Source organism: Cobetia crustatorum (assembly GCF_000591415.1).
Lineage (GTDB): Bacteria > Pseudomonadota > Gammaproteobacteria > Pseudomonadales > Halomonadaceae > Cobetia > Cobetia crustatorum.
In genome coordinates this window covers 1-23,305 of the sequence record NZ_JEMF01000064.1, presented here as the reverse complement: position 1 = coordinate 23,305, position 23,305 = coordinate 1, and the positions used below count along the sequence as shown (strand labels likewise).

Below are 23,305 nucleotides of genomic sequence, written 5' to 3'. Positions count from 1 at the left end.
CCTGAAGAGCCGATGATCCGCTACTACATTAGTTCAGCCGAGTTGACCGCCAAGAAGCTCGCCGAAGCAGCTCGGCAGCACTGGCATATTGAGGCCAAGCTCCACTGGTCTTTGGATGTGGCGCTTCGTGAAGATGCCTGCAAAATCCACCGCGGACAGGCGGCGGAAAACCTCGCCAGGGTCCGGCATATTGCGCTGAATTACCTGAAAGGAGAGAAATCTTTCAAAGGCGGAATTCGGCGGAAACAGAAGAAAGCGGCACTGGTTGAGACATATCTTGCTGACATTCTCGCGGTCTGAAAGCTTTCATGCGTTTTCCCTGGCAGTACAGCCTTGCGTATCATGAATCGTCTTCCTTGTTGGTATGTCCTGACGGCGCTTGGCGCCTTATGAAGAGGCTCCGGTAGCGAAAGTGACATCGCCCCGTGCACCACATGAGGTCGATTATGCCAGTACGTGGCTTGCGGGTGAAATCAGGGCCCTTTGAGGTTCGGGGCTGGGCGCAAGCAGTTGCCCATAGTGGAGTATCCGATCGCTGGTGCAAGCAACTACTTGAATTCCCGACTCACGTTCAATAAGGGCCGCTATTGTCTCTTGAGTCATGCCATGCGATTGAAGCCCGCCTGGAAGGGGATGAGGTGCTCTTCAATGGCCTCCTCATCCAGTGCCTCCGGCGAGAAGTCTTCCCCCAGCATCTGAAGTAGCTCGTAACCATGAGGATCCTGCTCGCCGGCACTGGCGGCTTTCAGGGCAGCATATCCCTGCACACCGCCGATATCCTCTGGCGGGCACGCCATGGCACCATCCAGCCATCTTGGACAGGGGGATACTGCCTCTACCTCTGTTGCTTCGATGACAATGCGATGTTTCCAGTCATCGCCAAAATCATAGAGATAATGGAAGTCATTCCCCTTGGCCCGATTCACCAGGGTCTTCAGCTTGGCATTTCGCGACATGGTAATGGGGCGTTCGCTGAAGTCGTCGGGTTCAGCGTAGTAGCGTCCGTCACACTCAAACTCGTAGAGGTGTTGCTCCTCCCACCCCATCACGTCCTGGATAAGCTCGTGTAGTCGGTGCAGATTGATCGTTTCTGGCACGACGACTCGACGCCAGACCAGGGGATCCGTGTCCATCAATTCAATACGTAGTTGAATGTCCGCCATTCGGCCTCCTCGAGTGAAGTCGCTGCGCATGAGCGTGTTAATATCCGGGCGATTGACCGGATTGTCCGTTTACGCCGCAAGTCGACTCGCTATCACGATGATCCAGTGATGGTGACTCACGTATCAACCGATGCGTTGTCCTCACTCTCCTTCAGCAATCCCTCTATCACCAGAATAGAGCGTTCATGCGGTGCTTGTGGGGTAGAACGATTGCCTTGTTCCACTTCAAAAGGGAGTAGTGCAGAGACCAGTACCGCGGCGATCAACGAGAATAATGCATCAAAGTATTTCATCGATATCCCCCTCCAGACAATGAATGTGTCTACAGAGACTATGCCGCGTGCTACAGAATTGCCTTTCGGTAATATCGATATGAACTAGCGGAACAACCGATGTCAGCGGCTGGCGCGTCGTCAGCGAGCGTCGGGAGCTCGTTCGGTGTCATTCCAGTCGATCACATGGCTGATGATCTTCCAGCCGGCCTTGCGCGCCGCTTTCTCTGCCTGAATTTTGGCTTGAACCTTGGAGATGCTGTCAGTCTGCACCGTGAAGGGCTCTTCCCATGCCAGCCGCTTGTTCTTGACGCCCAGTGTCACTCTGAGCCCCTTGAGAGGCGTGGTGGTTTCTCTGGCGCGGGGTGCTTCAGGACGCGCGCGAGGAGCGGTCTCTCGGGAGGTTGAGCTGGCGGTTCTGTTGGTACTACGCACGAACTTGTCGAGTTCGCGTTTCATGCTTTCTTCGAATTGGTCGACTGACATGTCACTCATCTGGGTAACCCCGTTTGATCAAAGGAATTCACATCTGAAGCAGCAGGGAGTCAACACACATAGGTGGTGATGACTTGCGAGATTTCGGTAAGGCGTGTCTTGCCGGTAAATTCAAATCTCACCGTACCGAGTGCCGAGAAATAGATCGTGAGCTCTGAATCAAGATCAAAGGTGCCGGAAGTTTCGATGGAATAGGTTTCAATCTTCTTGTAGGGGAGCGAGGTGAAATCTTTCTTGCTGCCGGTCAAGCCTTGAACATTGACAGCGATAATACGCTTGTTGGTAAACACGACCCCGTCACGCATTGATTTATAGGCTGAAATGATTTCTTCGCCCTCGATCAGCAGGTCATTGACGCGTTCGGCATATTCATCGTTCTGTTTGAGTTTAAAAAAGCCTTTATTATTGAAATCTATCATTGTATTACCTTGTGATTCGACAGTGCTGCCATCTGGGGATACTTCGCTAGCGCATGAGTAGGAGCCTTCCCTCGGCCTCTGGCGGGACATGCGGATTTTTTCAGTATCAGGACTAGCATAATCCATCCCGCGCCAACGGAGTAGCCCCGCGCCCTGACACCAGAGCTCCGAGGCGATCAAGTGTGCTGCATGGCAGTGCAAGAAGGGAGAACGCGGAATGCACGCCGGCCTCTCTGGTCAGCATGACGCTTGCTGTCCGATCTCGGGAGGCCACCTTCCTTCACTCGGACGGCCAGACCTCTTCGAGACTTTGCAGAGCGGCTTCTACACAGGGCTCGTGTTGCTTGTCGTGACGCCACACCACACTCAAGGCACAGGGCAGGCGGGTATCCGGCACGATATTGAGGCCTCGTTCCTGGCGCTCGGCCAGCGCCAGTACATCGCGAGCCAGTGTCAGCCCGACGCCGGCGCGCACCAGGTCCAGCATGCAGACTTCCTGATCCACCTGCGCGACGCGGTGGGGTGTGCACTGACTGTCACGCATGGCATGCGCCAGCAGGCGTGAGTGAACGGAGTTTTCCGGCGTCACGATCCACGGCAGGGCGGCCAGGGAAGGCCAGTCAGTGTCCGTCAGGCGCGCTGACCAGCCGCTGGGGGCGAGAATGAAATAGTCGAAGAATGCCAGCTCGCGATAACAGAGGGAGTCATCGCGTGGGCCTTCTCCGGGGGGAGCGAGGTAGAAGCCGATTTCCAGTTCATTCTGGCGCAGCGCCTTGAGGACGCAGCCGCTCATGCCGTGATGGAGTTCCGTTTCCAGATTGGGTGCGCGTTCCAGAAGATGGCGCAGCAAGCTGCCCAGACGAATGAATTCCGGGTCGACGATGGTGCCGATGCGCAGCTTGCCGCGCACTGTGCTGTGCAGTGCCGCGGCGGCCTGCTCGAAGCCACGTGCGCTGGCCAAGGTCTTCTCGGCACTGGGCAGCAAGGCTTGGCCGTCGGCCGTCAACAACAGGCCATGGGGGTGACGCTCGAACAGGCTCAATCCCAGGCCTTCCTGCAATTGCTTGAGCTTGAGGCTGATCGCGGGCTGGGTGAGGTGCAACGCCTGCGCCGCTCGCGACACGCTGCCGGTGCGCGCCACGGTGACAAAGGCGTTGAGTCGGGACAGATCCTGCATCAGTGACATCCCTGTGTTTGGCATTTTCTGGCCGGCGAGACACGTGCTGCTGGCCCTGCATCACGCATTGTGGCCTGAATGCGTTCTCTGCCACCTATTGGCCATTAGTCGCGGTAAGCCGTGTTCACCCGGGACAGGCCTCGTGATCGAAGCGCCTGTCGCTGTCGAAACCTCTTCCTTTTTATTCATTGTAACTGATTGATTATAAGCGCTTAACTGTTGCTCTGGTTCTCGAGGGAAGTGGAGAAATGTCTGAGCGAAATCGGATATCAGCAATCGTTATATCTCACCCAAGAATTACTCAATTGCACCCTGCGCGTGGCGGCGTAATTTCATGAACACTTGCTGATGGCATGTCCTCGTTCGTCATAGACCAGGCGAAGGACCTTCAGCGCCAGACATGTGCATGACACAGGCTTATTCCTATAAAACACCGCCAGCGGAGATCAGCACCATGACGACAGCAGCCAACGCTATCCAGCATTTCATCAACGGCCAGGTGACTCGAGGCGACTCCAGCGTCACTCAGGATGTCTTCAATCCGGCCACCGGCAAGGTGACCGGTCAGGTCGCGCTGGCCCGTAACAGTGATGTCGATGCCGCCGTGGCTGCTGCCAACGCCGCTTTCCCGGCCTGGGCCGACACGCCGCCGATTCGCCGTGCCCGAGTGATGTTCAAGTTCCTCGCATTGCTCAACGAGCACAAGGACGAGCTGGCGGAGGCGATCACCCGCGAGCACGGCAAGGTATTCACCGACGCCCAGGGCGAAGTGGCACGCGGCATCGATATCGTCGAATTCGCCTGCGGTATCCCGCAGCTGCTCAAGGGGGATTTCACCGACCAGGTCAGTACCGGCATCGACAACTGGACGATGCGCCAGCCGCTGGGCGTCGTCGCTGGCATCACGCCGTTCAACTTCCCGGTGATGGTGCCGATGTGGATGTTCCCGGTTGCATCGCGGCAGGCAACAGCTTCGTGCTCAAGCCGAGCCCGCTGGACCCCAGTGCCTCGCTGATGATGGCGGACCTGCTCAAGCAGGCGGGTCTGCCGGATGGCGTCTTCAACGTGGTGCAGGGCGACAAGGATTCCGTCGAGGCGCTGATCGATCATCCCAAGGTGCGCGCCCTGTCCTTCGTGGGCTCGACCCCGATCGCCAACCTGATCTATGAGCGCGGAGCACGTCACGGCAAGCGCATCCAAGCACTGGGTGGCGCCAAGAACCACATGGTGGTGATGCCGGACGCCAATCTCGACAAGGCGGTGGATGCCCTGATCGGCGCGGCCTACGGCTCCGCCGGCGAGCGCTGCATGGCCATCAGTGTCGCGGTAATGGTGGGCGATGTGGCGGACACCCTGGTGCCGCGTCTGGCCGAGCGTGCCCGCGAGCTCAAGATCAAGGACGGCATGAATCTGGACGCCGAGATGGGCCCGATCGTCACCCGTCAGGCGCATGAGCGTATCTGCGGTTACATCGAAAAGGGTGTCGCGGAAGGCGCCGAGATGATCGTCGACGGGCGTGAGTTCACCGGCAACGACATCGGCGGCGACAGCACTGAAGGCTTCTGGATGGGCGGCACGCTGTTCGATCACGTCACGCCGGACATGACCATCTACAAGGAAGAGATCTTCGGCCCGGTCCTGGCCTGTGTCCGTGTGCCGGACGTCGCGACCGCCATCCAGCTGATCAACGAGCACGAATTCGGCAACGGCGTGAGTTGCTTCACCGAGAGCGGCAGTGTCGCGCGGGAATTCGGGCGCCGCATTCAGGTGGGTATGGTCGGCATCAACGTGCCGATTCCGGTCCCGATGGCCTGGCACGGTTTCGGTGGCTGGAAGAGCTCCCTATTCGGGGATACCCACGCCTACGGAGAAGAAGGGGTGCGTTTCTACACCAAGCAGAAGTCCATCATGCAGCGCTGGTCGGATTCCATCGATGCCGGTGCCGAGTTCGCCATGCCGACGGCCAAGTAAGTCGCTCGCGACTGCGGTCATCTGCATTCTGGTTACCTACCAGCATACGCCAGCTGTCTGGAGAGGGACGCGTCATGTCAGACAACAAGAACAACCCGCATCGATCCCCGGAGGCGAGCAGGACGCTCGCCCCGCCAAACCGGGCGACGATCTCTCTGAATTCGATTACATCATCGTGGGCGCCGGTTCCGCCGGCTGCCTGATGGCCAATCGTCTCAGCGCCAACCCTGACCACCGCGTGTTGCTGGTCGAGGCGGGCGGACGTGACAACTATCACTGGATTCACATTCCGGTGGGCTATCTGTACTGCATCAACAACCCGCGCACCGACTGGATGTTCCGCACCGAGCCGGACAAGGGACTCAACGGCCGTTCGCTGATCTATCCGCGCGGCAAGACGCTGGGCGGCTGTTCCAGCATCAACGGCATGATCTACATGCGCGGCCAGGCGCGGGATTACGATCACTGGGCCGAGGTGTCCGGCGACGACGAGTGGCGTTGGGAGCAGTGTCTGGCTGACTTCATGCGTCACGAGGATCACGCGCTACTGGATGACGGCGCCAGCAGTGATCCTGGGCAGCATGATTTCCACGGTCACGGCGGGGAATGGCGCGTCGAGCGTCAACGACTCAATTGGGAAGTACTGGATGACTTCGCCATTGCGGCCGAGCAGGCCGGCATTCCGCGCACCAAGGACTTCAACCGTGGCAGCATGAAGGGGTGGCCTATTTCGAGGTCAACCAGCGGGCGGGTTGGCGCTGGAACACGGCCAAGGCCTTCCTGCGCCCGGCGCTCAAGCGCAGCAACCTGACCCTGTGGCATTCCACCCAGGTCAATCGTCTGCTATTTGCGGGCGGCGAGCAGGGCATGGGGGCTGAAACACGGGCTGGCACAGGGGCGACGGACGCAGCGAAGCAAGCCTCCGATCTGCGCTGCACGGGGATACAGGTCGTGCGTGATGGCAAGGTCATCAACCTCTCGGCGAAGCGTGAGGTCGTGCTGTGTGCCGGCGCCATCGGCTCGCCACATCTGTTGCAGGTTTCGGGCGTCGGGCCCAGGGCATTGCTGGAGGAACATGGCGTTGAGGTAGTGAAGGACCTGCCCGGCGTCGGCGAGAACCTGCAGGACCACCTGCAGATCCGTTCAGTCTACAAGGTCACCAATGCCAAGACCCTGAACGCCATGGCCAGCACCTTGCTGGGCAAGATGGGCATCGGCATGCAGTACCTGTTCAAGCGTTCCGGGCCGATGAGCATGGCGCCGTCGCAGCTGGGGGCCTTCACGCGCAGCAGCGATGACTACGCCCACCCCAATATCCAGTATCACGTCCAGCCGCTGAGCCTCGAGGCCTTCGGGCAGCCGTTGCATCCCTTCCCGGCGATCACCGCGAGTGTCTGCAATCTCAACCCCACTAGCCGTGGCACGGTGCGTCTGCAGAGCGCCGACCCGCGTCAGGCCCCAGCGATCGCGCCCAACTATCTGAGCACCGATGAAGACCGCAAGGTCGCGGCCGATTCCCTGCGGGTCACGCGGCGTATCGCCTCCCAGCCAGCCTTTGCGCGCTACAAGCCCGAGGAGATCAAGCCGGGGGTCGAGTACCAGACTGATGAAGAGCTCGCCAGGCTCGCCGGCGATATCGGCACCACCATCTTCCATCCGGTGGGCACCACGCGGATGGGGCGCGCTGATGACCCGATGGCGGTGGTCGACAGCCGTCTGCGTGTGCGCGGCATCCAGGGGTTGCGGGTGGCAGATGCCGGCATCATGCCGACCATCGTCAGCGGCAATACCAACTCGCCGACCCTGATGATCGCGGAGAAAGCCGCTGGATGGATTCTGGAGTCAGCTGTCGGAGGAGACTGATACGAGGCCCTGCATGTCCCCAATGCGTCAGCCAGTGCTGATCGCTCAAGGCCGGCTTGTCTGACCCTGAGCCTGCAGGGGGTAGCTTCCAGAGCATGAGAAGTGCTCAAGCGCTGAGCGTCTTATGACACGAGGTGAACGTCGAGGCTTCTGCGTGTGACGTTGGCGCATCGGCTGGCGAGACCCTCGCGAAGCAAGGAGCGGAAAGACTGCCGCGTCAGGTGCTGGCTTCTGCGTGACAGTCGCCGCTCATGAGCGCTTGAGACCCACAGCCGCCGACATTGACGTGTCGGCGGCCTGTTCGCGTCTGGCGGAAACTTGGTCGAGGAAGGCGTTAAGAAGGTACGAGGGGGCGCGAGGATGTGAAGTGCGCAGTGCGAGATTAATGAATGAAATTCATGTTTGCATGAGAAAATACCGTGTCGCGATTCATGCTTTTCGCGGTTGCCGGGAAAGTATAATGCGCGTGGAATAAAAAATGTATAATGCCGCGCTCTTTTCATTACGAAAAATTATTGAATACAGCGAACTGCCCGAGCAAGAGCGACGTCTCGCCCCTCTTGCTCGGGCTTTCTCACTAAGGTGGTAGTCGTGCAAGAAGCAGTTCCCCCCGCCAGTGATGGCGATCATCTGGACCCGCGTGTCTTCATCCCCGCCGTATTGGTCATCCTGGCCTTCATCGGCCCGGTCATCCTGTTCCCGGATGCCAGCACCGCGCTGATCAATGCCGCTTTCTCCTTCGCCACCGGCAAGTTCGGCTGGCTGTATCTGGTGGCCGGCCTGAGCGTCGTCGGATTCCTCATCTGGCTGGCCTTCAGCCGCTACGGCAACGTCCGCCTGGGCGGGGCAGAGGACACGCCCGATTTCTCCTACTTCAGCTGGGTGGCGATGATCTTCACCTGCGGGATGGGGATCGCGATCGTCAACTGGGCGTGGGTCGAGCCGATCTACTACTACACCTCGCCGGCCTATCACGTGGCGGCCAAGAGTCGTGAGGCCGCGGAGTGGGCGCTGGCCTTCGGTCAGTTCCACTGGGGGCTGACGCCATGGGCCTTCTATTGCCTGCCGGGCCTGCCGATCGCCTACTCCATGTACGTCAAGAAGCGTGATGGCGTGCGTCTGTCCGTCGCCTCGCGCGGCGTACTGGGCCGTCATGCGGATGGCGCCTGGGGCGTGTTGCTGGATTCCATCGTCGTGTTCGGGATCGTCGGCGGCGTCGGCACCTCGCTGGGGCTGGCGGTACCGCTGGTATCTCAGCTGGTCAGTGGCATCCTCGGCATGGAAGCTAACTTCGGGCTGGAAGTCGCGGTGCTGTGCATCTGGACGGCGATGTTCTCCGCCAGTGTCTGGTTCGGCCTGGCCAAGGGCATCAAGATTCTCTCCGACGTCAACGTGATCCTGGCGATCTTCCTGCTGGCCTTCACCTTCATCGTCGGTGACTCGCAGTTCATGGTCGAAGGCTTCGTCAACAGCCTCGGCAAGACCCTGGGCAACTTCATCCCGATGAGCCTGTGGACCGACCCGGCGGGGGATTCCACCTTCTGGAAGGACTGGACCGTCTTCTACTGGGCCTGGTGGATCGCCTACGCGCCGATGGTGGGTCTGTTCGTGGCGCGTATCTCGCGCGGCCGTACCATTCGTGAGCTGATCATCGCGGAGCTGGTGTTCGGCTCGCTGGGAACCTGGGTATTCTTCGCGGTGTGGGGCGGTTACGCGCTGGATCTGCAGATCAGCGGCGCGCTGGACATCAAGGCGCTGCTGGACAGCGGCGGTATCCCGCTGGCGGCGGAAGGCATTCTGCAGACCCTGCCGTATGCCAAGCTGGTCACGGTGGCCTTCATCCTGCTGTGCTTCATCTTCCTGGCGACCACGCTGGACAGCTCGGCCTACGTGTTGGCCTCGGTGGCCTCACGCAAGCTGTCCGGGTATCAGGAGCCCAAGCGCTCGTTCCGCTTGATCTGGGCCTTCCTGATTGCGGCCGTCGGGGTCGCGCTGATCCAGTTGGGTGGCCTGCAGACGGTGCAGACCTCGACCATCGTGGTGGCGCTGCCGATGATTCCGGTGATGCTGATTCTGGCGCTCTCGATGCTGCGCTGGCTCAAGAATGACTTCCCCAAGGAAGAGCTGAATCCGGTACTGGTCATCGATGACATGCCGGCCTTCCATCGCAAGCCGAAGAAGACGAATCGCCAGGCGTAACCGCGCTATGCGCTGAAAGAGACGGCGCAAAACCTAACGACAAGGGCCCCTCAACATGAGGGGCTCTTGTCGTTTCTGGCGTATGGAAACGCCTGACAAGGCGCAGGTTTGGCCAGGCTCAGGCCTACCATGCCCAGCCCTTCGCTCGGCCACGTCTCTCGTTCATTTCTCTCGGTTATTCCAGCCAGGGACGATCAAGTCCTATAGCGCTTGGCAAGAGGTGCTCAACAGTAGGCTCTCAAGCAGGCGGACGGCAGCGGACGACAAGGCAAAAAAGGGGAGTGGGCGGATGGTGGGGCTTCATCCGTGTGTATTCGTGGTGGGCGACGGCCAGCATCGAGTATCCAGAGCCGCTCGGATTGGATGACAGGACGCAACAATCCTGGCCTGAACGTCTGGCCCTCAGGCCTTGGGTTGGCGGTCTCTTGCTGGGCGATTTATGAGGTAGGAGTTCGCATCTGACCTGAAAACCGCAGCAGCTCGACACCTGTATGCATGAACATGCAGTAAGTTGTGCACGTCGTGCCGGACGCACCTCGGGTTCCTCGTTGGCGGGATGAATCAACTGGTGCTTATATTGCAACACGTTGGGTTTTCGCTATTCCCTGGTTAGCTATTATTTATTTTTGCTATGGGAGCTTCTCGCCAATACTCCTCGCCCCGTTACTCCCTGATTTAACGAGGAATTTGCGAGGTGCTGAACGTACGTTTTCCCATGAAGACCCTGACGGCCGTGATGGCGCTGGGCCTTTCTGCCAGCAGTCTGGCGCAGCAGGAAGTGATGACTCGTTCCAATGGTGCGCCGGTCGGCAACAACCAGAACTCCCTGACCGCCGGCCCGAACGGCCCGACACTCCTGCAGGACCACCACCTGCTGGAGAAGCTGGCGCACTTCGAGCGCGAGCGCATTCCGGAGCGTGTCGTCCACGCTCGCGGTACCGGTGCCTACGGTGAGTTCCGTGCCACCGCGGACCTCACCGACCTAACCGTCGCGGCACCTTTCCAGGACAAGGGCCAGGTGACGCCGGTCTTCGTGCGCTTCTCCAGCGTGATCAACAGCAAGGGCTCGCCGGAAACCCTGCGTGACCCGCGTGGCTTCGCCGTCAAGTTCTACACCGAGCAGGGCAACTGGGACATCGTGGGCATCAACTTCCCGGTGTTCTTCATCCGCGATGCGATGAAGTTCCCGGACATGATCCATGCGCTGAAGCCGGACCCGCGTACCAACCTGCAGGACCCGAATCGCTACTTCGATTTCTTCAGCCATATCCCCGAAAGCACCAACATGCTGACCTACCTCTACTCGCCGCTGGGGATTCCGACCAGCCTGCGTGAGATGGATGGTTCTGGCGTGCATGCCTTCAAGTTCGTCAATGCCGAAGGCGACTGGAAGTACGTGAAGTTCACCTGGAAGTCGCGTCAGGGCAACCACGGCATGACGCCGCAAGAAGCCGCCAAGGTGCAGTCCACTGACTTCAACCATCTGACCGATGACCTCTACACCCATCTGGATGCCGGCGATGACCCGGTCTGGGATCTCTATATCCAGACCCTGGATCCCAGCCAGCTGAACAGCTTCGATTTCAATCCGCTCGATACCACCAAGTTGTGGCCGGAAGACCTGATCCCGGCACGCAAGGTCGGTGAGCTGACGCTGAATCGCGTCCCGGACAACTTCTTCCAGGAAACCGAGCAGGCGGCCATGTCGCCGGCCAACCTGGTACCGGGCATCGAGCCGTCGGAAGACCGCATGCTGCAGGGGCGTCTGTTCGCCTACGCCGATGCCCAGCGTTATCGCCTGGGGGCCAACTACTCTCAGCTGCCGGTCAACGCCCCCAAGGTGGCGGTCCACAACAACCATCAGGATGGCGCGGGCTACTCCGCTCCGCGTTCCGGCTCCATCAACTACCAGCCGAGCCGCAACGCCGACTCGCTGGTGGACGACAGCCAGTACGAATACAAGCGTTACACCCTCAATGGCACTACCCAGCAGCAGCCCATCGGCAAGGAGCAGAATTTCGCTCAGGCCGGGGAGCTGTACCGCTCCTTCTCCGAGGAAGATCAGGATGACCTGATCGAGGTGCTGGGTGGGGATCTGGGCAAGGTCAAGAACGACGAGATCCGCAACATCATGGTCAGCCACTTCTATCAGGCCGACCACGAATACGGCGAGCGTCTGGCCAAGGTCGCTCACGTGGACATGGACGATGTCGAGGAACTGATCGACGCGCAGCAGAAGTGATCTGACGCGTCGCGTGACAGGGCAGGGGGGCAATGCCTCCCTGCCATCTTCCCGACCGATTTCTGGACCAACCTCGAGGAGAGAGTCCCATGACCTTGACCGTGAATGCCCCCATCAGGCAATCCATCACGAACCTTGTCACCTTGATGCTCGCGCTCAGCGTCGCCGTCATGAGTCTGCTCGCCCTCCCGGCGCAGGCGGACGAGGGCATGGACATCATGGATGCCGCGCGTGAGGGCGACAACGCCGCCATCGAACGCTACCACGACCAGGGCGGAGACCTGTCGATCACGGAATCCCACGCTATACGCCGTTCATCATGACTGCCTACTACGGGCATACCAGCACTCTGGCCCTGCTCAAGGGGTATGGGGTGGACGCCTGTGCCGTGGATGAAAGAGGCAGCAATGCCTTCATGGGCGTGGCCTTCCGTGGGCATGTCGAGACGGCAGACTGGCTGTTGGCCAATACCGACTGTGATGTGAATCATCGCAATGCCAGTGGCCAGACGGCGCTGATGATGGCCTCGCTGTTCGGGCGGGAAACCATCATCAGGCATCTGCTCGATGCCGGGGCCGACCCCGGAATTGCGGATCAGCAAGGCAATACCGCCGAGTCTCTGGCCGCCGCTCAGGGCCTGTCACGCATCGTCACCCTGGTGAAGTTCAATCTCTAAGCTGCATGTCCCACACCTGCCCAAGGCGTATCAGCCTTGGGCTGAAATGTGTTGGGAAATCTGAGCCACTAGCCCCGGTAATTCGCGTGCATGGCGCATGCGCAGTGCCCCGGGCGGCGTCCCGAGGCCATCTTCGTGATGTGCGAAGTGGATCACATGCATGCCCGCGTCGAGCCCTGCCTGCACGCCCACCATGGCGTCATCGATCACGACACAGCGAGAGGGCGCAAAGCCCATCTGTTCAGCGGCAAGGCGATAGATGCGCGGGTCAGGCTTCCACACACCGAGCGTATACGCACTGAAGATGTGGCCATCAAAGAAACGTGCCAACCGAGTACTGTCCAATGCGAGTCGCACCTTGCGCTCCGGCCCGTTAGAGACCACGCCACACGGATAGCCCGACAGTGCTGACAGCGCTTCCGGCATGCCGGGCATCGAGGTCAACCGCACCTTCATGTGCTCTTCGAGCAAGGCGCGCATCTCGCTCTCCATCTGGCGCAGCGGCCCGGCTTCCATCTCGCCATGCACCGCTTCGAGAACACGCACAATGCTGAGGAAGCGCATGCCGCGAAATTCGTTCAGATATCGCTCGGTAGTGAAGGGCAAGCCATAGCGAGGCAGAGTGGAGACCATGGCATCAGCGAGCAAAACCTCGCTATCCACCAGAGTGCCATCAGAATCAAACAGCAGGCAGAGTTCGGCCATCACGCTCTCGTATTCATGTCAGGACGGGGTGAGACCCTGACAGTATCAGTTTCTGCATGTCCTCGGCCATGCATTACTTCGCGGTAAATCACCTTGTCTGACAGGGTATTACGCTCTCTTGTCGATACTACTTCTCGAGTGAGGAATAGTATATTGGTTGACATTATCAACCATCTGGATATAGTTGACTTATACCAACTATCTATCGAGTGCATCATGGCGACCCAGTCCCTCAACGAAGCGCTGCATCAGCTGCTACATGTCTACAAGAGGCAGTTGCGCGCAGGCGTCATCAGGCATCAGATTCCGCTGTCCATCACGCACATACGCATGCTGAAAGGAATCTGCCGGATTCCTGACAGTACGGCAGGTACTTTCGTGCAGCGCATGGGGCAGGATAAGGCACGGGTGACACGCATTATCAATGAGCTGATGAATGATGCGCTGGTTGAAAAGAGAGACAACCCGCATGACCGGCGCAGCCAGTTTTTGGTGCCCACTGATGCGGGGCTGAAGATGCTGGGTAGGATTGAGGCGCTAGAAGAAGAGGCTGCTGTGCAGATGACAGGGCAGCTCAGTGCCGAGGATATCGAGGCATTCATGCGCATCACCGCCACCATGACTCAGAACGCTGCTGATACCGCTGACAAGGAGAAAGATGACCATGAGTAAGCCTGCCCCACGTGAGCTTGAAGTGATTCGTACCGAGAAGGTCACGCAGCATATGCTTCGCATCACGCTTGGCGGTGATGGGCTTGTCGACTTCCCTCAGGAACAAGAGAGTGCCTATATCAAGCTGCTTTTCCCTCGTGGCGAAGGGGAGCGTCCACTGATGAGAACCTACACGATTCGCCATCAGCGTCCGACTGAAATTGATGTCGATTTCGCGCTGCATGAGCACATGGGGCCGGCTTCTCTCTGGGCCACTAACGCTCAGCCCGGTGATCGCATCTTGATTGGTGGCCCTGGCCCGAAGAAGTTGATCAACCACGCTGCAGACTGGTTCTTGCTGGCCGGTGACATGACGGCGCTGCCCGCGATCAGTGTCAACCTTGCCGAGTTGCCGCAAGGCGCGCAGGGGCACGCGGTACTTGAGGTGACGGATGACGCCGATATTCAGCTACTGGCGCATCCAGAGGGCGTTCAGTTGCACTGGGTGGTCAATCCGCATCCTGATCCGGACGGTACTCCATTACTTGAAAAGGTGAAATCACTGCCTTGGCAGGAGGGGGAGCTTGCTGTCTGGGCGGCATGTGAGTTTGGCAGCATGCGCGCACTACGCCGCTTCTTGAAAGAGGAGCACGAGATTCCCAAGTCGCACTTCTATGTCTCCAGTTACTGGAAGATCGGCCAGACCGAAGACGGCCACAAACTGGCCAAGCAACAGGACAATGAATCAGCAGAGGCTTGAGCGTTCTGTGCCGACTGACATGAAAAAGCCTGACACAGTGATGTGTCAGGCTTTTTCATGGATGAGTTTTTATTGGTGCGATGCTGTATGGGGTGAGCCTAGCCGGTAGAACTGGCTTTCTCGGCAGATGTCTTCTTGAGCTGCACCGGCTTGCGAATCCCGAGGAAGTAGACAAACACCACGGTCAGTACCACGAAGAACAAGCTGTCCGGCGTGGTGATGAAGGTTATCGGGTTGCCGTTGGACAGCGTCAGCGCGCGACGCAGGAACTCTTCCAGGTTCGGGCCAAGGATGAAGCCCAGCAGCAGCGTGATCACCGGGTAATCATGCTTGCGCATCAGGTAGGCGACGATGCCCAGCACCAGCGTCATCATCATCTGGAACACGGAGTAGGTGGCCACGAAGCTGCCGACCACGGCCAGCAACGCGATGGCGCCGTAAAGCACGTCCTTGCGGATGGTGACGATGCGCAGGAAGTATGGGCCCATCAGATAAAGCGTCAGGGGAATCAGGATCAGGGCGCTGAACAGCAGCGAGGCCAGCATCGGCGCGATTAGCCCGGATTGTGACGCCATCAGCTGCGGCCCCGGCTGGATGCCATTGATCACCAGTACACCAAGTACGATAGCCGTGACCGGATCACCCGGAATGCCGAAGGTCAGCATCGGCACCAGTGCACCACCGCAGACCGCATTGTTGGCGCTTTCAGCCGCCGCGATACCTTGCGGATTCCCCTTGCCGAAGCTTTCCGGCTTCTTGGAGGTTCGCACGGTCTCGACATAGGCGAGGAAGCCGCCCATCGAGCCGCCGGCACCCGGTAACGTCCCGACCAGATACCCGATCACCGTCGATTTCAGATAGCAGGCCACGCCAATTTCACGAATCGCGCTTAGCGGTGGAATGAAGTCACGACGCTTCAGTTGAGTGCTGGACTTTAGCTGACGTCGAATATCGGCATCTTTCTTGCGATTACCTACTTGAATCAGCAGCTCGCTGATAGCGAAGGTGCCAATGATGACCGGCATCAGATCAATTCCTGCCGTTAGCTCGCCGACACCGAAGGTGAAGCGGGCCAGCGGCTGCATGGCGTCCAGTCCTACTGTCGCGAGCATCAGACCCAGGCAGGCGGTAATCCCTGCTTTGCGGATATTGCCACGCTGAGCCACCACGATCACGATCAGTGCAAAGGCAATCAGCGAGAACTTGCCGGTGGTCTTGACCAGTAATGAGGCCTCGGCAATGAAGGGGGCAAGCACGATAAGTAATAGTGCGCCGAGCTACCGCCGATCATCGAGGCAAAAGAGGCATGACCCAGTGCAAGCGCTCCCTGACCACGCTGCTGCATCGGATAGCCTTCCAGTGCTGTCATCATCGAGGACGGTGCACCGGGAATATTGATGGTGGTCGCGGTAATGCTACCGCCGCACATGCCGGCCATATAAATACTGGCGCATGCCATCAATGCAGTGGTGACATCGAGGCTATAGGTCAGTGGCAAGAGCAGGGCGAGCGCCAGGGTGGCGGTCAGGCCTGGAATTGCCGAGAAGATGGTGCCGATCACGAAGCCTGCCACGACATAGAACAGGATGATCGGGTCGAGCAGTAGCGCAAAGCTTGAGAATACCTGAACGATGAAATCCATGACTTAGCTCCCGCTACCAAGCCCAAGGGCAGGCAGTTCAAGGGTGGGCAGGTGAACATTGAAGAGCTGCTCGAAGAGTACATAGCCCAGTCCGGCAACCACGCAGGCGATCAACGCCTTGCTCATCCACTTCTGGCGCCCTGAGAACAGCAGCATGATGGCGTAGACATAGAGTGCAGACGACAGCAGATAACCGAGATGCGAGAAGGCCAGAATATAGAGTGCAGTTACTGTCATCAGACGCAGAGCAGGTGTGAACCAACTCAGTACGCCCGTGGCTGGCATTTCCTCTTCCGCAGTCCCTGCTTCGGACTCATCTGTTGAGTCGGGCGCTGCATGGTGTTCTTCAGCAGTTGTTGCGGGAGAGTGCAGGAGGCTTTGGCGTGCAGCACGATAATTGGCGATCAATTGTGCCAGGCACAGGGCGCAGGCAATCAGACCGATTAGCAAGGGGAAGAATGATGGCGAGAGGCGGCCATTCTCCATCGGCGATGCCAGTTGCAGTGCGCTGATGAGATAGAGCCCACTCAGTGCTGTCAGTGCTAGCGTCAGAGGTGTCGAGCCGCTGATCAGCCAATGGCGCGGCGGCGGCTGCGGGGCGGTGTGGTGCATGTCAGTAGTCCTTACCGGTGCCCGACAGGTGTCGGACACCGGATAGCGATGGAGAGCGGAGAAGGTGCTGTAGCATTTCGGTATTCACGTCGGGCCGAAGCATCCGTCATGTCACCGTGATTACAGCCCCAGTTCGTCCATTGCACTGAAGGTCTGCTGCTGATATTCCGCAATCCAGTCATTCACTTCATCGGACCCCAACCAGCTAGGCGTCACGCCAACGCCCGTAATCCATTTCTGAAATTCCGGTGTTTCGTAAGCGCTATGGTAGGCGTTCTCCAGGGTACTGATCACGTCATCAGGCGTGCCCTTGGGCACTGCCAACACGATGAAGCTCCCGGTTTCGAGGTCGCCACCCAGCTTGCTCAACGGCGGGACATCCGGGTAGGCGGGGTTCTGCTCGGAGGAGAGTTCAACGACGCCGAGTGCATCGCCAGAGTCCAGAATGCCCGAGAAGTCGCCGAGACTGGAGATGGCGCCGTCAATCTCACCGGAGAGCAGTGCTTCGGCTTCCGCCGTTGAGGAGCCCGGATAGGTGATGACATTGAAGGTGACGCCAGTCGCGGCTTCCAGGCGACGTACGGCCAGGAACGGGCCAGAGCCTTGTGGCGCAACGCCAATCCGCACTGTGCCCGGGTTTTTACGGGCCGCCTCGATGAGCTGCTCATAGCTCTCATAGCCTGACCGTTTCGAGACTACGATGGCATCGGCTTCCTTGGTGATACGTGCGAAGGGAATCATGCGGTCCAGAGAATATCCCGGCACCAGATTGCCGCGTGGCAAGGTGATGATGCTGTCGTAGGTCATGACGCCGACAGTATGCCCATCAGGGCGCGCCTTGCTTAGCTGCATCAGACCGGATGCCGTGATCGCCCCGCCAATATTCTCGACGTAGATCGATTTCGGAAGGTCCTGCTCCGCCAGATTACTGATCTTGCGGCTGATGGCGTCTGCCCCGCCGCCGGCCGGCCACGGCACAATCAGACGAATATCACGAACCGGGTAGTCAGCCTGCACCGTGGTGCTGACGAAGGGTGTCGCGAACATCAATCCTGATAGTGCCAGCGGGGCAAGCAGGGCGATGAGTGGACGAGATGCTGCCGCTTTGGCGACGCGATTCTTGCGGGCGATATGGGTCATGGCGTGACTCCGGACATTGTTATGGTTGTAGTCGAGTGGCGTTTCTGACGAGGCCTTCGTTATCAAGGAGCGGTCATTGAGAGAAGCGTGCGGACGACACACTAGCGATGTCTGTCGTCCGCAGTGGCAATTCTCGAGATGCTTACTGTTGTTTGGCTGCCATATGGCGTTCGAACTCGGCGCGCGCTTCATCTGTCGGCGGATATAGGCCGATGACGGGAGTGCCAGTACGCACTTTTTCCAGCACGTAATCTTCAAAGTCTTCCATCTGACTGGCTTCTTCAGCGATCTCGTCAGCCAGTTCCAGCGGCACGACCATGACGCCATCAGCATCGCCTACCAGTACATCGCCCGGGAAGACTGGCACGCCACCGCAGCCGATGGGCACTTGCAGTTCGACGGCATGATGTTTGGTCAGATTGGTCGGGGCGCTGGGCTTGGCGCAGAAGATCGGTAGATTCATTGCGGCGGCAGCGGCGGAGTCACGGATACCGGCATCAGACACGAAGCCAGCACACTGACGGTACTCAAGACGCGTCAACAGAATGCTGCCTGCACTGGCGGCAGAAGCATCCTGACGGCAATCGGACACCATGACATGGCCAGCGGGTACGGTTTCAACCGCGAGACGCTGCGGATGCTTCGGGTCACGGAAGGCGGCAACGGTATCGATGTCTTCACGCGCCGGGATATAACGCAGCGTGAAGGCCTGACCGACCATGTGTGTTTCCTTGCTGTTCATCTGCACAGCATTTTGAATAAAGGTATTACGCAGCCCGCGCTTGAACAGCAGGGTGTGCAGTGATGCGGTGGATGCACGCATCAGGCGTTCACGCGTCAGAGAGGAGAGCTCGGCGTAGCTGGCGTGATCTGTTGAGGTAATCGCGGTCATATGGCGTCCGTCATGTTCTGGGTGAGGGTGATGCTGATGAGCAACAGGTGATGGCATCAGTGCTTTCCAGACTCACTATAGGACTGAATGACAGACCAATCAAACAAATATTTACAACTTTTACTCCACAAAATGTCTCTACGACCAAGGTCTCTGTCATGGGAGGTGTCTGTCCGATAAGTCGCCTTATCATCTTGTCTATATAAGGATTATGCGCATTTTTGTGCCAACGATACTGACAGGAAGTCCATTGCTCGGGCTACCAAACCACGTCAGCGACATAGGTCGCATGGCAAGAATTGCGATAAGTTGTCATCTTTTGTTGTGGCGCAATGGGAAGTGTCTATACCACCAATGCGCCCTCACGAACGACTCAGGCTATTTACCTGGCTGCAGGAGATGACATGGAAGCGACATGGCGCTGGTTTGGTCCCAAGGACCCCATCAGTCTTGAAGAGATTCGACAGACCGGTGCGACCGGTATCGTCACCGCGTTGCACGAGATTCCCAATGGGGATGTGTGGCCCATTGAGGCCATTCGCGAGCGCAAGGCGCAGATCGAAGCGGCAGGTCTGCGCTGGTCGGTGGTCGAAAGCATTCCCGTGCATGAAAGCATCAAGCAGGCCGCTCCCGGGCATGAGCGTCATGTCGAGAACTACCAGCAGTCGCTTCGTCATCTAGCGGAATGTGGTATCGATACGGTGTGCTACAACTTCATGCCGGTGCTGGACTGGACACGGACTGACCTTGCCTGGCAGTTGCCGGAAGGGGGGACCGCACTGCGCTTTGATCAGGTGGCCTTTGCCGCGTTTGATCTCTACCTGCTGGAGCGCCCCCATGCTGAGCAGGATTACAGCGACGAGGAACAGCGCGCCGCGCAAGCGCATCTTGAGGCATTGGATGAAGCGGGGCGTGAGACGCTGGTTCGCACCATCATCGCGGGTCTACCCGGGGCTGAAGAGGGTTATAGCCTGGCGGAATTTCGTGCTGCGCTGGCGGCTTACGACGGTATCGATGCCGCGCGTCTGCGCCAGCATCTGGCCCGTTTTCTCAAGGCTATCGTTCCGGTGGCTGAGGAGGTGGGCGTACGGCTTGCCATTCATCCGGATGATCCGCCGCGGCCGATGCTTGGCCTCCCTCGCGTGGTATCGAGCATGGTGGATGCCGATTGGCTGCTGGGTGTGGCGCCCAGTCCCGCCAATGGCTTGACCTTCTGCACGGGGTCCTACGGCGCCAATCCCGACATTGATCTGTGCGTGATGGCGCGCCGCTTCGCACCGCACATCCACTTTGCGCATCTGCGGGCCACAGGGCGTGATAGTGAGGATAAGCGCTCCTTCCATGAGGCCGAGCACCTTGAAGGCGATCTGGACATGGTCGGTATCATCAGCGTATTGGTCGCCGAGGAGCGTCGCCGTACCGCCGCGGGCGGTGCTTCACTCCCGATGCGCCCGGATCACGGCCATCATATCCTCGATGACGCTCACCGTGAGACGCGGCCGGGGTATCCGCTCTATGGGCGCATGAAAGGGCTGGCTGAGTTACGGGGCCTTGAGATGGCGATCCAAAGGCTGGCCTGACGGGGGGGCGCAACTCAAGCATGAACGCAAACAAGCACGGTCACCCGCGGTCTTGAGACCGGGTTGGCCGTGCTTGTTTCCTGCAGGTCAGAATGTCTGCTGATTCAGAGCTAAGAGCTAAGAGTTCAGGCGACCTCAGTCCTCAGTCCTCGACGATGTCGAAAGCACCATTGTTACGCACGTAGAGCAGGGTCTCGCCATCGGCGCCGGTGGTGATGTCATGGGTGATTTCGCCTTGTGAGCCGAAGTAGCTGCCGGTCGCCAGGCGCTGACTGTCGTCCTTGCCTTCGGTCTCGTGGCTCAGGTCGCCCTTGATGACCACGGCGCGGAATTCGTCGGCGTGGCTTGTGATCTCACCGGAGAAGTCGGCCGGCAGTTTCACCAGGCGGCAGCTCAACTGGCGACGTCCGGGTTGCCCCACAGGAAGGCGGTCTTCGGGCCTTGCTTGGCGTCGTCGCTGCCTGGCAGGTTTGATCCAGCGGATGTCATTGGCATCCAGCCACACCATGTTGTTTTCGGCGACATTCAGCGGTTCTTCATCGTTGTGGAAAGCCTCGAATTCCGGCTGTACCAGATAGGGCCCTTCATTGATCTCGATGTAGGCCATGTTGACCTTGTCTCTGGCCGCGGTGATGTGGGATTCCCCTGCCGGCTGGATCCAGAGCGAACCCGCGGGCAGCCACTGCTCATCGGCGTTCTTGTCATCATTGTGGATCGCCCTGGATGACCACGCCACGGTAGGTGATGTTGTGGATGTGGGGCGGTGAGGAGAATCCTTCGTTGAACTTCACCAGGAAACCCGAAGCGCCATCTTTCGTGCGGTCGCCCCACAGGTCGCCTGCGGCCGGGCTCTGGTCACCGCGCAGCGGGTTCAGGTAGCCCCAGTCGATGTCGGAATGTTGGACGACTTCATTTGTCAGCGTAAGCGTGGAGTGGTCATCGGCTTGGGTGGTCATGATGGTGAAGGCGACCGAGAGGCCGAGAAGGGCGAGGGAGAAGGAGAAGGGACGATTCATGGTGGCTGCATGTCTGTCTGGTCATGGAAAGGAGGGTACATTGCCGATGCTCTGGCAATTGACGCGGTGAATCATAGAGCGGGCAGGCGGCGGGATATAGCGGCAGATGGCGTAAAGACTTTCAATCAAAACATGATAATCGGCAGTCCATCTTGGGTATGTTATCAGCGCCAGACCCCAAGGTGATGCCATGACACATGGAGTGTTTCGTACCTTAGGTTGAGGAGAGTTTCTCGATAATTAGAGATTTTGGGGGATGTTTGAAACATTTTTTGCGCAGGCCACTCAGCCCGCCACGGTAGAGCGAAATGGGCGGGAATGAGACACGAGGGCGAGGTAGAGAATATGCGAGGCAAGAAATTAGCACCTCCGGACATTCCTTAAAGAATCTTCGGAATGTCCGGATTATGACTGGTCGCAATATCAAAAGATATTGTTGGAATGCAGTCTGTTAGACGAAGTCAGGTGTAATCAGGCGTGGCATGGCAAGTATGAGGTCAGGGAAGAAGATTAGTAGCACGATAACGGCCAACATCATGGCAAGATAAACCATGGTCATCCCCAGCGCCTTCAATAATGGGATACCTCCTATCTTGGCTGAAATCATGAGACACAGGCCATAGGGGGGAGTCACCAGCCCCATCCCAAGTGCCATCACCCCAATTACACCAAATTGTATCGGATTAACTCCAGCCGCCATCGCCAATGGATAGAAGATGGGGGCCATAATAGCCATGGCGGGTAGCGAGTCCATAAAGGTACCGATTAGCAGCATTACGGCTGTCATTACTAGTAGTAGCACGATGGGATCGCTGATGCTGACGCCTTCCATCAATTTTGGTGGGATCTGATAGAAACTGATCAAGTAGCCGAAGATGGAGGCTCCAACCAAGCTGAACAACGAAAGAGAACATAGTTTGACGGTATCGGTCGAGGCAGCGAACACTTGCCGAACACTGAGTTCACGGTAGACCACAAACCCGAGTGCCAGTGCATAGAGCACTGCAATTACTGCAGCTTCTGTCGGTGTAACGATACCACTGATGATGCCGCCGATGATAACAATGGGGATCCCCGCGGCCAGTAAGCCGTCCTTACCTGAGCTCATCAGTTCGGCCATTGAGGCGCGCTTGCGCACGGGCACATCGTACTTGCGCACGAATACCATATTCAGGCCGAGTTGAGCCATTCCGATCATCAATCCTGGGATGATACCGCCCAGGAATAGCCCAGCAATCGAGGTGTTGGTCAACGCACCCCAGATAATCATGTTGATCGAGGGCGGAATGATGATGCCCATGACGGAAGATGCCGCCGTGACAGCAACCGAGAAGTTGACTGGGTAACCTTCACGTTTCATGGCGGGGATAAGTACGGTCCCGATACCTGCACTGTCAGCAGTTGAGGAGCCGGAGACGCCGGCGAAAAGCATGCTGACAAGAACGTTGACGTGTGCCAATGCTCCTCTGACGTGCCCTACCAAACGCATGCACAGAGTGATTAGGCGGTCCGTTATTTGAGCGGCATTCATCAAGTTGCCTGCTAGCAGAAATAGCGGGACTGCCAACAGCACGAAGGAGTCCATTCCGTTGTACATGCGCTGGAACATGATCCAAAAGGTAAGTCGTGGATCCAGAAAGATAATGCTGGTCGCGGTTAGAACCAAGGCCATGGCAATCGGTACACCAAGGACGATAAGAATGCCTAGTAGCACAAACAAAGCCCAAGGCAAGATGAAAATTATATCCATAGACAGCATCAGGTATTACCTCCCTGTTTTAGTGTGCCATTAGTAGGAGATAAAGGGTTTATCCCGCCTTATTCACGAGT

At 58.4% G+C, this 23,305-nt stretch carries 18 protein-coding genes and 4 pseudogenes; 10 read left to right on the top strand and 12 right to left on the bottom strand.

Features of this window, described 5'->3' with window-relative positions:
• Window positions 1-300, top strand: a 300-nt coding sequence (locus tag BF12_RS20165; RefSeq protein ID WP_035160171.1) for an ISAs1 family transposase, incomplete at its 5' end; no start/stop codon positions are given.
• 299 nt (window positions 301-599) lie between these two features.
• Here BF12_RS20165 and BF12_RS0113455 read toward each other — a convergent pair.
• From BF12_RS0113455 to BF12_RS0113435, 5 genes are all read right to left on the bottom strand, one after another.
• The gene (locus BF12_RS0113455; RefSeq protein ID WP_024952724.1) at window positions 600-1,163 is read right to left on the bottom strand and encodes a plasmid pRiA4b ORF-3 family protein; all 564 of its coding nucleotides are present in this window, start codon (window positions 1,161-1,163) and stop codon (window positions 600-602) included.
• Window positions 1,164-1,279: 116 nt separating this feature from the next.
• The gene (locus BF12_RS22075; protein ID WP_156941181.1) at window positions 1,280-1,456 is read right to left on the bottom strand and encodes a hypothetical protein; all 177 of its coding nucleotides are present in this window, start codon (window positions 1,454-1,456) and stop codon (window positions 1,280-1,282) included.
• 120 nt (window positions 1,457-1,576) lie between these two features.
• A complete protein-coding gene (locus BF12_RS0113445) occupies window positions 1,577-1,921 on the bottom strand; it encodes a hypothetical protein (protein WP_035160166.1) in 345 nt (114 codons plus the stop codon).
• Window positions 1,922-1,980: 59 nt separating this feature from the next.
• Window positions 1,981-2,529, bottom strand: a complete 549-nt coding sequence (locus tag BF12_RS0113440) for a PH domain-containing protein (protein ID WP_211242463.1) — start codon at window positions 2,527-2,529, stop codon at window positions 1,981-1,983.
• Between the two features lie 100 nt (window positions 2,530-2,629).
• Window positions 2,630-3,526, bottom strand: a complete 897-nt coding sequence (locus BF12_RS0113435; protein ID WP_024952721.1) for a LysR family transcriptional regulator — start codon at window positions 3,524-3,526, stop codon at window positions 2,630-2,632.
• A gap of 454 nt (window positions 3,527-3,980) precedes the next feature.
• Here BF12_RS0113435 and BF12_RS20160 point away from each other — a divergent pair.
• The 6 genes and pseudogenes from BF12_RS20160 (at window position 3,981) to BF12_RS20150 (ending at window position 12,477) form a co-directional block, all read left to right on the top strand.
• Window positions 3,981-5,497 (top strand): annotated as a pseudogene (locus tag BF12_RS20160) (CoA-acylating methylmalonate-semialdehyde dehydrogenase).
• Between the two features lie 202 nt (window positions 5,498-5,699).
• Window positions 5,700-7,360, top strand: a pseudogene (locus BF12_RS20155) (GMC family oxidoreductase).
• A gap of 591 nt (window positions 7,361-7,951) precedes the next feature.
• Window positions 7,952-9,559 carry a BCCT family transporter gene (locus BF12_RS0113420; RefSeq protein WP_024952720.1) on the top strand — a complete coding sequence of 536 codons (1,608 nt, stop codon included), beginning with the start codon at window positions 7,952-7,954 and terminating at the stop codon, window positions 9,557-9,559.
• A gap of 715 nt (window positions 9,560-10,274) precedes the next feature.
• Window positions 10,275-11,801, top strand: coding sequence for a catalase (locus BF12_RS0113415; protein ID WP_024952719.1), 1,527 nt, complete (start codon window positions 10,275-10,277; stop codon window positions 11,799-11,801).
• A gap of 89 nt (window positions 11,802-11,890) precedes the next feature.
• Window positions 11,891-12,124 carry a hypothetical protein gene (locus BF12_RS21240; protein ID WP_051511002.1) on the top strand — a complete coding sequence of 78 codons (234 nt, stop codon included), beginning with the start codon at window positions 11,891-11,893 and terminating at the stop codon, window positions 12,122-12,124.
• The gene (locus BF12_RS20150; protein ID WP_051511001.1) at window positions 12,121-12,477 is read left to right on the top strand and encodes an ankyrin repeat domain-containing protein; all 357 of its coding nucleotides are present in this window, start codon (window positions 12,121-12,123) and stop codon (window positions 12,475-12,477) included. The genes BF12_RS21240 and BF12_RS20150 overlap by 4 nt, the downstream gene beginning before the upstream one ends.
• Window positions 12,478-12,507: 30 nt before the next feature.
• On the opposite strand, the gene BF12_RS0113405 is transcribed toward BF12_RS20150, so the two are convergent.
• Complete coding sequence (locus BF12_RS0113405; RefSeq protein WP_035160165.1) at window positions 12,508-13,182, bottom strand: HAD family hydrolase; 675 nt, start codon at window positions 13,180-13,182, stop codon at window positions 12,508-12,510.
• A gap of 216 nt (window positions 13,183-13,398) precedes the next feature.
• Between BF12_RS0113405 and BF12_RS0113400 the strand changes: the two genes are divergently transcribed.
• Both BF12_RS0113400 and BF12_RS0113395 read left to right on the top strand, forming a co-directional pair.
• Complete coding sequence (locus BF12_RS0113400; protein ID WP_024952717.1) at window positions 13,399-13,854, top strand: MarR family winged helix-turn-helix transcriptional regulator; 456 nt, start codon at window positions 13,399-13,401, stop codon at window positions 13,852-13,854.
• Complete coding sequence (locus BF12_RS0113395; protein WP_024952716.1) at window positions 13,847-14,593, top strand: siderophore-interacting protein; 747 nt, start codon at window positions 13,847-13,849, stop codon at window positions 14,591-14,593. Before BF12_RS0113400 ends, BF12_RS0113395 begins: the two co-directional genes overlap by 8 nt.
• A 98-nt stretch (window positions 14,594-14,691) precedes the next feature.
• Here BF12_RS0113395 and BF12_RS20145 read toward each other — a convergent pair.
• The 4 genes and pseudogenes from BF12_RS20145 to BF12_RS0113375 all read right to left on the bottom strand — a co-directional run bounded on the left by BF12_RS20145 (window position 14,692) and on the right by BF12_RS0113375 (window position 18,879).
• A pseudogene (locus BF12_RS20145) lies at window positions 14,692-16,235 on the bottom strand (tripartite tricarboxylate transporter permease).
• A 3-nt stretch (window positions 16,236-16,238) separates the two neighbouring features.
• Window positions 16,239-16,847 carry a tripartite tricarboxylate transporter TctB family protein gene (locus BF12_RS0113385; RefSeq protein WP_024952715.1) on the bottom strand — a complete coding sequence of 203 codons (609 nt, stop codon included), beginning with the start codon at window positions 16,845-16,847 and terminating at the stop codon, window positions 16,239-16,241.
• A 120-nt stretch (window positions 16,848-16,967) separates the two neighbouring features.
• Window positions 16,968-17,987, bottom strand: a complete 1,020-nt coding sequence (locus tag BF12_RS0113380) for a Bug family tripartite tricarboxylate transporter substrate binding protein (protein ID WP_024952714.1) — start codon at window positions 17,985-17,987, stop codon at window positions 16,968-16,970.
• 142 nt (window positions 17,988-18,129) lie between these two features.
• On the bottom strand, window positions 18,130-18,879 hold the full coding sequence (locus BF12_RS0113375) for a ribonuclease activity regulator RraA (protein WP_024952713.1): 750 nt from the start codon (window positions 18,877-18,879) through the stop codon (window positions 18,130-18,132).
• A gap of 404 nt (window positions 18,880-19,283) precedes the next feature.
• Between BF12_RS0113375 and uxuA the strand changes: the two genes are divergently transcribed.
• A complete protein-coding gene (gene uxuA / locus BF12_RS0113370; protein WP_024952712.1) occupies window positions 19,284-20,459 on the top strand; it encodes a mannonate dehydratase in 1,176 nt (391 codons plus the stop codon).
• 142 nt (window positions 20,460-20,601) lie between these two features.
• Here uxuA and BF12_RS20140 read toward each other — a convergent pair.
• Window positions 20,602-21,415, bottom strand: a pseudogene (locus BF12_RS20140) (DUF4437 domain-containing protein).
• 511 nt (window positions 21,416-21,926) lie between these two features.
• Window positions 21,927-23,234, bottom strand: a complete 1,308-nt coding sequence (locus BF12_RS0113360) for a TRAP transporter large permease (RefSeq protein WP_024952711.1) — start codon at window positions 23,232-23,234, stop codon at window positions 21,927-21,929.
• Window positions 23,235-23,305 lie beyond the last annotated feature (71 nt).

Bases quoted from the DNA above. Each gene is read 5' to 3' on its own strand.
- BF12_RS0113455 (WP_024952724.1), bottom strand. From the start codon at position 1,163: ATGGCGGACATTCAACTACGTATTGAATTGATGGACACGGATCCCCTG.
- BF12_RS22075 (WP_156941181.1), bottom strand. From the start codon at position 1,456: ATGAAATACTTTGATGCATTATTCTCGTTGATCGCCGCGGTACTGGTC.
- BF12_RS0113445 (WP_035160166.1), bottom strand. From the start codon at position 1,921: ATGTCAGTCGACCAATTCGAAGAAAGCATGAAACGCGAACTCGACAAG.
- BF12_RS0113435 (WP_024952721.1), bottom strand. From the start codon at position 3,526: ATGCAGGATCTGTCCCGACTCAACGCCTTTGTCACCGTGGCGCGCACC.
- BF12_RS0113415 (WP_024952719.1), top strand. From the start codon at position 10,275: ATGAAGACCCTGACGGCCGTGATGGCGCTGGGCCTTTCTGCCAGCAGT.
- BF12_RS21240 (WP_051511002.1), top strand. From the start codon at position 11,891: ATGACCTTGACCGTGAATGCCCCCATCAGGCAATCCATCACGAACCTT.
- BF12_RS20150 (WP_051511001.1), top strand. From the start codon at position 12,121: ATGACTGCCTACTACGGGCATACCAGCACTCTGGCCCTGCTCAAGGGG.
- BF12_RS0113405 (WP_035160165.1), bottom strand. From the start codon at position 13,182: ATGGCCGAACTCTGCCTGCTGTTTGATTCTGATGGCACTCTGGTGGAT.
- BF12_RS0113400 (WP_024952717.1), top strand. From the start codon at position 13,399: ATGGCGACCCAGTCCCTCAACGAAGCGCTGCATCAGCTGCTACATGTC.
- BF12_RS0113395 (WP_024952716.1), top strand. From the start codon at position 13,847: ATGAGTAAGCCTGCCCCACGTGAGCTTGAAGTGATTCGTACCGAGAAG.
- BF12_RS0113385 (WP_024952715.1), bottom strand. From the start codon at position 16,847: ATGCACCACACCGCCCCGCAGCCGCCGCCGCGCCATTGGCTGATCAGC.
- BF12_RS0113380 (WP_024952714.1), bottom strand. From the start codon at position 17,987: ATGACCCATATCGCCCGCAAGAATCGCGTCGCCAAAGCGGCAGCATCT.
- BF12_RS0113375 (WP_024952713.1), bottom strand. From the start codon at position 18,879: ATGACCGCGATTACCTCAACAGATCACGCCAGCTACGCCGAGCTCTCC.
- uxuA (WP_024952712.1), top strand. From the start codon at position 19,284: ATGGAAGCGACATGGCGCTGGTTTGGTCCCAAGGACCCCATCAGTCTT.
- BF12_RS0113360 (WP_024952711.1), bottom strand. From the start codon at position 23,234: ATGCTGTCTATGGATATAATTTTCATCTTGCCTTGGGCTTTGTTTGTG.